Genomic DNA, 13,263 nt, shown 5'->3' with positions numbered 1-13,263 from the left:
CAATTTGAAGTTATTTAGTAAACCAACTTTTGTACTATTGCCCTTGTCTATTGGGGTGGTACCCCAAGTTTTGCTTGTCTGTTTTCTTTTTCTTGGAGGGAACCTAAAAACCAAGGCACAGCAAGGAGACAATAAAAAAGCGACAAAACCCATTAGGCATCAAATTGGCTTGCGACACGACAATGACCTAATACTGCTCACGGATAGGTATTATACTTCTGGTTTATTTTTAACTTATAGACATCGGTTGCAAAATGGCTTTTTAAATTCGGACAATGAACAGTTGTCCTTTTCCCTCAGACAGGAAATAATTACCCCAAGGTATCTTAAAACCCATATCATTGAACAATTGGACAGGGCCTATGTGGGATTTATGGCACTAAAGGCGGGATGGTCGCGCGTTAGGGACAATAGCTTAGTGGAAACAGATTTTCTTTTGGGCATTGCCGGAGAGGCTTCAGGTGCGGGTGCTTTTCAGAGATGGTACCATGATACGGTCCTGTTTTCGCAGTCCCCAACTTGGGTAGGGGAAATGGAGAACAGTGTACATTATAATCTGTATGCCAATTACCTATATGAATGGCAATTGGCACCCAACCCATTTAGTATTTATATGGCGCTAAAGCCCCAAATAGCCTTTGGTACCAGGGATATTTACATACATCCCGAAATGGTGCTGTACTTAGGCAGTCGTAGCCCTTTGTCCTCTAGTATAGCCCACCACCAATTAGGTTCAAGACAGGAGGAGATTTTCTTTGCCCTGCGAACCGGATATCGTTTGGTGGGGTATAACGGACTGTTGCAAGGAAATGCATTGGGCGATGATTCCGTTCTCTTGATGCCCCCCAAAAAAACCGTGCTTTTTGCAGGTTGCGATTTTCAACATCGCCATAAACAAAATGAGTATTGGGTAGGAGTGCGTTATAATACGGCAGAAAGTGATAAGGCCAAAGCCCATAAATATGTTATACTGTCCTATACTAGGAACTTTTAAAACCGCCTAAGAAATGTCTGCCATGAAGTTGTGTTTATCAGCTAATTAGTTTTATATGTAGATATGAGACCAAGAATAGGCTAGCTTGGTATAGCAGCATCCAATGACATAGGATGAGGTTCCTTTCCTTAGGGTATTAATGAAACGGCTGCCTAATACCTTGTCCAAGGTTTAATTGGTTATTCCAGTTTTAATGAAAAATAAATGGTATATTTAGTAGGCTGTTAATCATGTTTATAGGACCTGTATTAAGAGTTGTATTAAAGCGCCAATAGCCAGCATTTCCAATTACCCCCCGTCATTTAATAAAGACAGTATGCCACTTTTCATGGATAGACATTATATTAAGGGGGCCACTTCGGAAGAGGTGGCAAAGGCTCATCATGAGGATATGAAAATCCAGTCCAAATATCATTGCAAGGCATTGACTTATTGGCATGATGAAGTTAAGGGTGTCGCTTTTTGTCTTATAGAGGCTCCTTCTGCTTCTGCGGTACGTTGTATGCATAAAGAAGCGCACGGTCTTATTCCCAACCAGATAATAGAAGTAGACGGTCAGGCTGTGGCCCAATTCCTTGACCGTGTTATAGATCCGGAAAATGAGGATGGCAAACCAATGACCGATAATCCTTTTAGAGCGATTATGTTTATTGATATGGTTAGTTCTACAGATATTACGAAGGCCTTGGGAGATTCCAAGGCACTGGTATTGGTGCACAGATATCGGGATGTGGTACGTAAGGCACTCGTAGATCATGGTGGACGGGAAGTGGATAGGGCGGGAGACGGATTCCTGACTAGTTTCCGATCCGCTTATATGGCTGCATTATGTGCGGTAGAAATACAACGGCAATTAGCACTATACAATGAATCCCGTGAGGACGGAATTTTGCTGCAGGCCAGAATAGGTATCGGTGCGGGAGAACCGGTGCAGGACGGTGATGCACTTTTTGGCTCCACAATTAATCTCGTTGCGCGTATCTGTAGCTATGGGAATTCAGGGCAAATTGTTACGGCCAAGGTTGTAAAAGATCTCTGTATAGGTAAAGATATTTCTTTTAAGTCCCTTGGTCCACAAACCTTAAAAGGCTTTGATGAGCCAATTGATCTGGAACTTATTCAATGGTAATTTTTCTACACCGCTTATCGCCTTCCTTTTTTACCCCAATATCGTAGTATTTTACTTTTTTGTAGAGAGGTACTATGGTTAGTTTACTTCTCACGTACCATATTCTCAACATAGCGCAGAATGGTTGGAATTAGATTCTTTCTATTATAAGCTTTGTTTTTAAACTCCTCCAAAGTTGTTTTATTTAACCTCCTACCTTTTATGAATACCATTTCAGGCTCCTTCATTGTACTTAAATCCTTCAATGGGTTTTTTTCCAATATAATGAGGTTTGCCATCTTTCCATTTTCTATAGTACCCAAATTGTTCATTATTTGATGGGTTTTTGAAGCATTAACAGTAGCTGTTTGGAGGATTTCAAAATTGGACAGTCCTGCTTTTTTATACAATTCCAATTCTTGGTAAACCGAAAACCCGGGAGCAGTAATCCCTATTCCCGCATCTGTGCCACAAACCAGGTTTATTCCAGCATCGTTCATTTTCTTGATTATGTATAGATGAAATTCATGCTGCTCCCCAATACGTTCTACTATTGATGCATCCTCTTTTTTGATGGTATTCCAACGCTCAAATTGGGATTTGCTATCTAACATCTTAATAGCAGGATTTATATAATCAACCAAGCTGTTCGATAAAATGTCATCATTTTGAAGCATATTAAAAATATTGTAATAAACAATTAGAGTAGGGCAGAAGGAAGTATGTTGTGAAGTGGAAAACTCCTCTATTACTTGATTTAATTTAACAGAATCCAATTTGTATTGTAAGGGTTGTTGCACAATGTCTTCTGCGTGTTCTATGGTTACGATCTGCGGATTATAATGAAAGGAATACGGAACCTTTTGGGAGGGATGGGCCACTATATCCATTTCCGATATTCGGGCTTGCTCTATGATGGCATTAAATATATCTTCTGGTAAACCGTAGTACGTCTTAATAAAATCATATCCACTTTTTTTATAGGAAATAACCTTGTTCCTGGCTTCTTCGGGACTTTTTAGTTGCAGATTGTCGTCCCCTATAAATTCGGGTCCTGTAAGCTTGGGACCAGTGGTAAGGAATATTGGGGCCAGCAAGGTCCCGTTGTTAATCTCTTTTTTTAAACGAAGATGCATCGGCATGCCCCAAACATTACGAATGGTGGTAACTCCGTGCGACAAATAGAGCCCAAGCTCATACTTGTCCCATACATGCACGTGCATATCTATAAGTCCTGGGGTCATGAACTTGTTTTGTGCATCAATGGTTTCTATTCCCTCAATATCAATTTTATCGTTTATATCTTTAATTACACCCTCTTTGATGTACACTGTTTTATTATAAAGAACGGTGTCATGGTACATTGGGACAATATTTACATTCTTAATAAGGAATGAATCGTTGGCACCAAGCTGGTTATGACCAATTTTAAGGTAGTTGGTCTTTAATACATCTATACCCAAAATTACAAGGATGGCAACCATGGCTATGCCCACAATTATAACAGCCAATTTCACAAACCGTCTAAAGAATTTCATTTAGTTTCATGTCTTTATTCCACAAACATTGAAGTGTAAGGGATTAATTCAACATTTACTCACGTTTCGCTCCCGTAATATTTTTATAATAAGGTCTATCTTCTAAAAATACAAAACATCGCATTGATTCTAGTTACCAGAATCCTACTACTTGCAAATCGGTATAAGGCTGTTAAGCCAATTTTTTGAAGGCTATAAAGCCTTTTTTTGCGTAATACTTATTCACTCTACTAATTATCTACACTCCATTCTATCCAATATTTACTGGCCTGATTGCTCCTTAAGCTGGTTGTAGAGCTTTATCATCACCTCCCTTTTATCTACATCCTCGGCTATGGAGCGGGTGGTGAACATCATTACTCCGGTTGACTTTCCTGAAAGACCACCCTTGAGGGCTGTTTCAAATTCCTGGGCGCTAATAATACCAGGCTCGTTATGGGCCTGGACAATAGGCCATATTTTAGGAGGATTGCTACTTCCTTCACTTAGTTTTTCACTGAACCATTCTATGTTTTCCTGTACCCAAAGGGGATCTCTTCCCATTCTTTGATGGTATACCATAGGTGAAAATACGTCTATGGTTTTCTTTAGCAGCTCGTAATCCAATCCTAAAATTCGTATCCTTGCCCCATTAAATTCAAGATCATCCCATGGACAGTGATAGAGTCCAAGAAGGGCATTGGGCTTTACTTGGGTCATGATACCCTTAAAATCCAAGGTCCAATCGTAAATCACCTTACAGCGCCATGTACGCCAAGCAGTATTTTGGCTGTTCAGTATCCACTCAGCCTTTTGGGCGGTAATACCCTTTGGGATTTCTAGATTGGAATATTTTGAGCAATCATCAAGACAATGATCACAGAAGCAGGTTTCGGGTAATATAGGCTCAGGGTCTTCAAACTGGGCATGCCAATGCACATAATCCATCCAAACGCCATCAATATCGTATTCCAAAAGTAGGTTCCTAAGTTGGTCTGTACGATATTTTTTAAAACCGGGTTCTGTAGGGCATACGCCCATAAACCAACTTGCGGCCTCCACTCTTTCTCCATGCTCATTTATGGCCCAAGCTTCCGGATGGGTATCCACATAATTTTTACCATTTAAGGTAGCGAATTCGGCAAATACTTGAGCCCCTTCGGCCCTTGCCCGGACAATCATGTCTTTGTTAATTGCCCCGCTGTGGACAAATATGGCATTCACCCCAAGCTGCTTTAGTTTAAACCCTTTATCCCATAGTGGTTTAGGGTCTCCATATATCCCCCTAATCTCAATGCCCTTTTCAGGACTCCGTTCACAAGAGGTAAGGGATAGATTGGCCAGACCAATAACAAATAAAATAGAAAATAATGGGTACTTCCTTGGCAGTTTCATCCTAGTTGGTATTTCCTACTTAAATATACAACTAAATGGCCTTTATACGGTAGATGTTTAAATTTCTTGGGACCGTGGCGTTTAAAGATTAGTAAAACAATTGGACCTATTCCCATTTTAAAAGTTTTCGACACTAAGCCATAGTTGCCATTAGCCTTTATATTTTACGGCTTTACTCCTTGCAATCTAGAAGGTCATAAATTATCAAAACCTCAATACATTGTATTGGGATTGGCAGACTCTTTGGGAATCTGCTGTATAGCATCCCAATGTTCGCATATCTTTCCGTCCTCGTCAAACCGAAAGAAATCCATGGTTACATATTGGTCATTTCCAGGCCAAATCTGATGGGTATGCAAGGCTACTAAATCCCCTTCTGCAATGCAACGTACAAATTCAATGGACTTTTCCGGGTATTCTTCTTGCATTCGCTCAAAATAGTCCACAAACCCCTTGAGGCCATCAGCTACGGCCGGGTTATGTTGAATATATTCTTTACCAACATATTTTTCAATCGCCTTTTTGGGGTTGCCATTATAAGCTGTTCTATAGAAGGCTATGGCATTCTTTTTGTTCGTTTCCAAATCCATTTTTTATGGGTCTAAGTAAGTTTGAAAATAATCTATTTGCTTAATCATATTGGTTAATGGATTAATTGGGTGGCGATTTCTTTCTGGCCGACATTTGCATCTCATGGGTATCCCACTGTCTGTCGTCACTAATTATTCCGCGTTTCAAATCTTCCTCCAATTGTTTTTCTTGCTGTTGAATTTCTTCCCTTACCTTAAAAATGTACTCCTTACGGCTCTTGGGTCTATCGGACAAGCGTCTAAGACTTTCCTCGTCGTACTGTATAAACTTTTGGGACTGTCTATGAACGGTATATTTTCTGTGTCCCATATGGTGTAGCACATCTGCGGCCAGTTTTACCGATGTTTCCAAGGACTCCCGGTATACATTTTCTATTCCCAATTGTAATAACTCATAAGCGTCATAGCGATTCTTGGCACGGAACATCAGTTTTAGATCAGGAAATTTCTCTTTTAGAGATTTCGCCAAGGGGATAGAAATATCAGGGTCATCAATGGCACAAACCAAAATATGGGCATCGGAAATGCCAGCAGACTCCAATAGCTCTAATCTTGTTGCATCGCCATAGTACACATCAAACCCCATTTTCCTTAATAGTTCAACCCTGTTGGAATCCTGGTCCAAGATAGTGGCCTCCACTCCGGATGCCCGTAAAAACCTCCCGACCGTACTTCCAAAATGTCCAAAACCTACAAGAATAACTTTGTGGCTTTTTGCAATATGGTCTATAGGTCCGTGTTCGGTTTTTTTGGTCCCAATACGTGCTAGCACAAACCGCTCATTCAATAATCCAAGAATGGGGGCCAAGGTCATGGTCAAGGCTGTAACTACCAACATCATATCTAGTTGCCCAGTGTCCAGGATATTCAATTGATAGGCAAAAGAAAGCAGAACAAAGGCAAATTCCCCAATTTGGGCTAAACCAACGGTTAGGAGTAATTTTTGATCTATTTTCATTTTAAATAGGCTGCCAACAGCGAAAAGAACGATGCCCTTTATAAGTATTACTCCAATAACCAACCCACTGATCAGTAAGGGGTATTCGCCAATTACGATGAAGTTGATAGAGGCACCAACGGCCATAAAGAAAAGTCCTAGGAGCAGCCCCTTGAAAGGCTCTAGAGTGCTTTCCAGTTCGTGTTTAAATTCACTGGTAGCCAATACGACGCCTCCTAAAAATGCTCCTAATGCGGGACTTAAGCCAACCAATTGCATAAGGAAGGTGATGCCCAATACGATTAGTAGGGCAGAGGCCGTTAACAATTCCCGGACACGGGCCATGGCCACCACCCTGAGCAAGGGCACAATTAAATAACGGCCTGTCACTACTACGGTAACCACTGAAAGTATAACTGCCAGTGTTTGAAGTCCTATCGGTAAATTATCTATCAACGCACTGTGGTCCGCATTGGAATGGGCCGCAGCGGAAGCTGTAGGGTCACTAGTGGCCAATAATGGGATAACCGCCAACATGAGTATAACAATAATATCCTGAAAAAGAAGGATTGAAAAGGAGGATGCACCATAGGTAGTGTTCAACAGCCTCTTTTCTTTTATGGTCTGCAAGGTAATGGCAGTGGATGATAGGGCAACGGCCATAGAAATGGTCAAGGCAACTTTCCATCCATAACCAAAGAAAGAAAAGCCCAAATAGGACAATAGCATGGTCCCAATCACCTGGGTTCCGCCCATTCCCAAGATGGTCTTTCTCATGCCCCAAAAATTCTTGGGCTCAATTTCAAGACCTATTAAAAATAGCATCATTACTACTCCAAACTCCGCAAAATGTAGAATATCTTCACCTTCCTCACCAACAAAACCTAGTACATAGGGCCCTATGAGTATTCCGGCCAACAAATAACCCAATACAGAACTAAGTCCCAGTCTTTTGGCCAAAGGGACACAAATTACGGCGCCACTGAGAAAGACGATGGCTTCAAATAAAATACTGCCTTTCATAATTTATTCTTTTTATTGAGCAGAGGGGTATCGTTTAGAAAACTACAGTCCGACAAGGCTCCAAAACCCGCATCGGTCTTTAAGGACCAAATCAATAGGTCGTATTGTTCCGCATGTCTTTGTAGTTGGGGCTGACTGATCCCATGGGTGCCCATCACGGCAAAGGGAGGTAGGTATTCCATTCCGCAAAGCCTAGCGGTCTGTTCAAAAGGCCTTAGGAATTCATTGACAGAATAATGATTGTTTCCCTCGGAACAATATAGCTCCCTAGACCCTCCTGTAGTAATGACGTTTAGACACTTTTTGTTTTTCAGGGCATTTCCATCGGGGCCGTATGCCCAACCAAATTCCAAGACCACATCAATCCACTGTTTCATGAGTGGTGGGCAATTGTACCAATAAAAAGGATGGTGCCATATAACAATATCGTGCTGCTGCAGCAGTTTTTTCTCACGGAGAACATCTATGTTAAAATCGGGATAATGTTCATATAGATCATGAAAGGTTACGCCCTCCCTATTTATTACCTTACACACCAAGGCTTTATTAGTCTTTGATTGCTCAAATTTTGGATGAGCGAACAAAATAAGTATTCTTTTCATGTCTAGAATTTAAGTTATTTTCCAACTAAGAACCAACTTGTAGGATATATTTCACCTACGTGCATCATATAACTTTTTAGGTAGTCACGGCTAATTTAATATACAAGAGACTAAGATGACAATGCCAGTATTTTTTTCCAAACACTATCACTAACAGGCATTCCGTGCTTCATATTTTCCTCCTTGGTATGGGCACTTCTTTCTCCGGGGTAATAGATTTTATCGCCTGGTTTCATTGGCTCCACATCATGGGTATAAGCAATAATTTCATTGATCAGTCTATGCTGTAATTCCTTATCCCCAAATACAGTCGGGTCAATGCATAGAAAAACCTGGGAAATCCCGGTTTCATAGTCCTTAAGACCTATTTTGTAAGTAGAATCGCCAGCGGCCAATAAGGTTGCCAGCATGTCCAAAACTATAGACAGGGCAGAACCTTTCCAGTAGCCAATTGGGAGTCCACGTTCTTTTACGGTTATTTTTTCAGGGTCATTGGAAAGTTCGTCATCGGCATCCCACCCCCCAGGGAAGGGTAGTTTTTTGCCCCTTAGTTTATAATCATTGATTTTTCCAAAGGCAAATTGTGAAATTGCCATATCCAAAACTATATGGCCCTCTTCCCTTGGAATGGATACAATAAAAGGGTTATTTCCAATACGGCTGTCCTTTCCGCCCCATGGCGGCATATTGGGCTGGGTATTGGTAAAAAGTATGGATATACAGCCTGCATCGGCAGCCATTTGGCCATAGGTACCACCCCGCATCCAATGGTTGGTGTTGCGAAGCGCTACCAGTCCCAGACCGTGCTGTTTTGCCAATTCAATGGCCCTATTGGTACACTTGGTGGCGTTGATAATGCCAGGTCCAAAATGGCCGTCCCAGCGCTCTATACTCCCAAAAGTTTCTGCTTTTTGTGCTTCGGAATCAACTTTAACAGAACCATTTTCTATGTATTCCAAGAAGAGGGGCACCCGATTAATTCCATGGGAATTAACCCCGGAAAGAGTACTCTCCGTGTAGGTTGTGGCCAGTAGTCTGGCCTTTTCTTCACTAAACTTATATTTTAAGAATAGTTTGTATAATACGTCTTGCATTTCTTGGGAGGAAATTCGCATAGTTTTGGTCATTTGTAATTGGTTATAGGTTTTATATGTAGTGCATTGTTGACTGTGTGCCTTTATCATAGCCATGATGATGCCCTTTCCGACTAAATGTACAAAATATCCGGTACTATTATGGGGACTATTGTTTGTACATTTTTCCGCTGTCTATAACTTCCCTTCCATTAACTATCATTAGAGACTTATAGTAGAAGCAGTTGCCCTCAATTTTTGTCACTTCAATGAGAATACCATTTATCTCATTTATGAATTTTTGGACAGGGGTGAGCTCGGATTTTGATTCGTCGTAGGTTATACGAAAAGTGCAGTTGTTTATCCATTCAAGTTTTGAATATTCAATTTTAGGCGCTGTGGATCCTTGTTCCGTCCCAGGTATTTCTTCCTTATACCCTGTTTGTGAATTTCCTTCCCTAACCAATCGCCAGGTCACGGGAGAAGGGCCTTTGGTATGTACCAAAAAGGTTCCGTTGGCAAAGGCTGTGCAATCCAGCTCCTGTCCGTTTGCCAATATGCCGAATAAAGCTAAGATAATGGAAATCGATTTTTTCATAGCAGGCAAAGATGCTACTAAATGTCTCTTTTGGCAAATACCTCAGGTTTAAAAATTAAAAATATTTCTAAAACCTTGAATCATGCACCAATGGTTCTCATAACAAAACTACTGTTCCTTATTTGGGCAATTACCTTAACTGATATGCAACTACGGCTTTATTGAATTTTATTTTGAATACTCAATATTACCTATCTCATAATCCTATGGGTTTATGAGCACATGATAAATATTTGATATGCCTAACTAGCTGGATTTTAGAATGCTCCCAATAATAAATTTATAAAAACGATGTGCTTGGCGATTGTATAATAATCTTAAAATACAGCGGTTATCTACCGTTGTAAGCTGACTATTTATTCATGTATTCAAAGTTCAATAGCTTTTTAATTTGGCCCCGGTACTGTTATTGAACGGAATGTTCAATTGCCATTTTTTGTCCTTTGATTTTACCATCAGCTTAATTTCTTTATCATTTTCGGATAAAATTTTGGCCTTAACTTTAGGCATTTCCTTATCTGAAGGTAGAAGCAACCAGACAAAAGTGCTATTTCCCGTTATCCGGCAGCTGTATTTACTGGTTACATTGGGTTCATATATATTGTATTCCGGACTGTACCAACCTTGTATTTTAGGGGATTCCTGGCCTTTTATGAATTTTAGATCAAACTTTTGCTTGCCAACAGGTATGAGTGCTAGATTCCCTTGACTATTGTTGGTTTTAACAATGTTCTTATCTTTTTCTACTATATTATCAGGGTGCCAGTGCCAAAGCGCATCAATTTTGCGGGGTCTATCGGTAGTGATTCTATCCACAATAACCCAAAACTTGTTGCGTACATAAAATACTGTTCTATTGTGATTAGCTGTACCTTCAATATCTATAAATTTATCAAAGGAACTGGAGGCGTAATCAAAATCCCTATCCAGTTTATATTGGGTGCCTTCAATAGGTTTTTCTGCCATTTTTGGTCCCTTTTCCTGTCCTTTTCCATCGATTGAGATTAAATTATGTCCGGCGCTCGACTGGGCATAGGGTCTAAATTTTTCTGCTACTTCTCCAGTATAGGCAAATCGGCCTGCATCCACTAAAAAGTCCTTTCCGAAAGCGGAAACGGATAGGTGTAATTTATCGTTATTTTGATGGCTACTTCCCCATGGTCCCATATCAAAAAAGGACCAGTGTGCATTATCGTCAAATCCACTTCTGGAAACAAAATGTCCTGCCCAAGGATAAAAGTATGAAGGACCATCTGTAGGTTCCTGACCAGATTGTCCATTGGTAGCTATATATTCCCAATCCGGATGATCAAATTTTTTGGCTCCCTCCAGTATGTAGTTTCGATCACTTCCCCGGTCCCCATCATTGTTAAGCAACCGATGTCCACTGGGGCGGACCATATGGGAAATATAACGATACATATCTTCTATGGTTTGGTTATAAAAATCAGGAAGTTTGCGATTTGCCTTATCACATATGTCCTTGAAGAGTTCAAAATTTCTCAGGGCTACATTGTGGTAATGAGAGCTGAGTTCTGTTTGTACACCATCTGGGTACACCTGCTTCTTCATACTTTTTATCATGGTCTTTATGGCATAGTCCATCCATTCTGAGGAAGCTTTGTATTCCGGGAAATAGGCGGCTACGGTGGCCAAGGCAGAGATTTCCATGGTAAGCCAGTTATTTTCACTGTGAAAGTTTCTATTGTAGTGGGCATGGTCCGGTAAACTGGCCAAGATCAACAGTTGGGTGGCAGGAGAGAGGTATTCACTTCCAATTAGTCCGTAAAAAATCTTGGGCCATACCTTTGCCCTAAACGACACCTCTAGGCCGCGCCATACAGAGGTACTGCTTTTTACCTTGGGATAAGGCATGCTCTTAATGATAAAATCGCGTAGAAATTGATCAACGTATTTTGCATATTTGGGGTTTCCAGTTTCCAAATAGCTATTAAAAACTTGGTATAACTGACTATGTCTATTGGATAACCAAGCCCATTCCTTATCGTTATTGGGGCCTTTGTAATACCAATTGCGATGCCCGTCTGCCCCAAAAGGAACTTTGCCCCTCACATTCTGCACTATAAAAACGTTGTTTAAAATAGTATCGGTAGTGGCAAGACTGCGTTGGGAAATATCTGGTAGTTCTTTTCTTAAATCGGCAGCCATGCCCTCATTTTTATAATAGGCCAACAATTCGTAACTGGCCTTTACCATATCCTCGTTATCGTGTGCCATTTTTACTTTTTCCAAACCTGGATAATCCAAATTATATTGGCTTAACATGTCTATAACGGTCTGTGGATAACTGTTATAAAGGTCTTCAACAGTAATTATCTCCTTCCATTTTTTTTGTGCAATTGTAGATTGGGGTAGTACAAAGATTAATGCTGTTAGGCACAGAAGTTTAAAGATTTTGATAGGCTGAGTCTGATTAGAAAAAAGAATTGGTGTTTTTGTATAAGTTAGTTTTAACATGGCATTACAAAATTTATATGGTCTATGGTCGTTTTTAGGTGTTTATTTCGGTTTTTAGTGTGAGGTGTATTTATTGATCTGGATCTTTTTCCCTGGATTGGTTTGGGTGGCCCATATATACAGTCGCCCCTGAGGATTTACATGTAGGCCAACAGCGGCATTAAAATCCACTTTGTTCTTGGATTTAAAGGTTTTTGTGCCCATTTTCTCCATTATAAGTTCCTGTGAAGACAGGTTTCGGACCAGGATTAAATCTGTATGTCCCAACTTTTTTTTGGAGTAAAAACCTAAAGCATAAATAGCATTTTTATCTTTTATGAGATTAACGGATTGATAGCTGCCCCAATCTTCTGGTACGGCAAAACTAGTGAGTAACTGCTGTGTCCTTTTTTCAGGATCTATTTGGTAAAAGTCCCAATTCCGTGAATCCCAATTTGCCACTATAGCTAAATAGTGGTCGTCCATTTTTAATAATCCAGTGGCTCCGGCCGTTTTTTGCTTGGGCTTCCCTTTACGCTCAATCGTGATGCTTGGATGGGCTTTGTAGAAGCTTTTGTCCCGGTAAGGATATAAACAGACTTTGGAGGTGGTTTTTAATATATTATCCTCAATACCCACTATCAAATAGGGGTCACTTATTTGTATCCCACCAGCATGCCGGTAGGGATCGCCCATTAAACGTATTAGGGTATCTGTTTTTTTTTTGGTCAGGTCTATTTGCAATAAATAGGCCTCCGTTTTAGAACTTCCAGATACAATAAGTTTTTCTTTCCCATCCCTCTCTATTAACTGTACTCCTTGAAAATGTCCGTTTTCTGCAGGGATATCAATTTTATTTTTTATGCTGATAAGCTCAGGGTTGGAACTCAATCCCTCAAAAGCAGTCATTATATTTCTTACGCTCTGACCAACACTCACCACGGGATATAGCCCAAGGTTTAGCATTAT

Annotated in this window: 11 protein-coding genes; 2 read left to right on the top strand and 9 right to left on the bottom strand. The window is 40.4% G+C overall.

The features are described from left to right. Window positions 1-4 precede the first annotated feature (4 nt). Window positions 5-994 carry a lipid A-modifier LpxR family protein gene (locus tag EHW67_RS19220; protein WP_158285152.1) on the top strand — a complete coding sequence of 330 codons (990 nt, stop codon included), beginning with the start codon at window positions 5-7 and terminating at the stop codon, window positions 992-994. 316 nt (window positions 995-1,310) lie between these two features. Further along, on the top strand, window positions 1,311-2,123 hold the full coding sequence (locus EHW67_RS19215; RefSeq protein ID WP_126163997.1) for a nickel-binding protein: 813 nt from the start codon (window positions 1,311-1,313) through the stop codon (window positions 2,121-2,123). A gap of 83 nt (window positions 2,124-2,206) precedes the next feature. Here the strand turns inward: EHW67_RS19215 and EHW67_RS19210 are convergent, their stop codons facing one another. From EHW67_RS19210 to EHW67_RS19170, 9 genes are all read right to left on the bottom strand, one after another. Continuing rightward, window positions 2,207-3,640, bottom strand: coding sequence for an amidohydrolase family protein (locus tag EHW67_RS19210; RefSeq protein ID WP_126163996.1), 1,434 nt, complete (start codon window positions 3,638-3,640; stop codon window positions 2,207-2,209). A 261-nt stretch (window positions 3,641-3,901) separates the two neighbouring features. Next, complete coding sequence (locus EHW67_RS19205; protein ID WP_126163995.1) at window positions 3,902-5,014, bottom strand: hypothetical protein; 1,113 nt, start codon at window positions 5,012-5,014, stop codon at window positions 3,902-3,904. A 212-nt stretch (window positions 5,015-5,226) separates the two neighbouring features. Beyond that, entirely contained in the window at window positions 5,227-5,604 is a 378-nt protein-coding gene (locus tag EHW67_RS19200; protein ID WP_126163994.1) for a nuclear transport factor 2 family protein, read from the bottom strand. Between the two features lie 61 nt (window positions 5,605-5,665). After that, the gene (locus tag EHW67_RS19195; protein WP_126163993.1) at window positions 5,666-7,564 is read right to left on the bottom strand and encodes a monovalent cation:proton antiporter-2 (CPA2) family protein; all 1,899 of its coding nucleotides are present in this window, start codon (window positions 7,562-7,564) and stop codon (window positions 5,666-5,668) included. Next, on the bottom strand, window positions 7,561-8,166 hold the full coding sequence (gene kefF / locus EHW67_RS19190) for a glutathione-regulated potassium-efflux system oxidoreductase KefF (RefSeq protein WP_126163992.1): 606 nt from the start codon (window positions 8,164-8,166) through the stop codon (window positions 7,561-7,563). The genes EHW67_RS19195 and kefF overlap by 4 nt, the downstream gene beginning before the upstream one ends. A gap of 110 nt (window positions 8,167-8,276) precedes the next feature. Continuing rightward, entirely contained in the window at window positions 8,277-9,293 is a 1,017-nt protein-coding gene (gene yiaK / locus EHW67_RS19185; protein WP_202912017.1) for a 3-dehydro-L-gulonate 2-dehydrogenase, read from the bottom strand. A gap of 115 nt (window positions 9,294-9,408) precedes the next feature. Further along, window positions 9,409-9,837 carry a hypothetical protein gene (locus tag EHW67_RS19180; protein WP_126163991.1) on the bottom strand — a complete coding sequence of 143 codons (429 nt, stop codon included), beginning with the start codon at window positions 9,835-9,837 and terminating at the stop codon, window positions 9,409-9,411. A gap of 375 nt (window positions 9,838-10,212) precedes the next feature. Continuing rightward, window positions 10,213-12,315 carry an alginate lyase family protein gene (locus tag EHW67_RS19175; protein WP_126163990.1) on the bottom strand — a complete coding sequence of 701 codons (2,103 nt, stop codon included), beginning with the start codon at window positions 12,313-12,315 and terminating at the stop codon, window positions 10,213-10,215. Window positions 12,316-12,369: 54 nt separating this feature from the next. Then, on the bottom strand, window positions 12,370-13,260 hold the full coding sequence (locus EHW67_RS19170; RefSeq protein WP_158285151.1) for a hypothetical protein: 891 nt from the start codon (window positions 13,258-13,260) through the stop codon (window positions 12,370-12,372). Between the last annotated feature and the right edge of the window lie 3 nt (window positions 13,261-13,263).

It is taken from the genome of Arenibacter aquaticus (assembly GCF_003957295.1).
Classification (GTDB): domain Bacteria; phylum Bacteroidota; class Bacteroidia; order Flavobacteriales; family Flavobacteriaceae; genus Arenibacter; species Arenibacter aquaticus.
The sequence above is the reverse complement of the archived record's forward strand: the minus strand, read 5'-3'. Positions and strand labels throughout refer to the sequence as shown.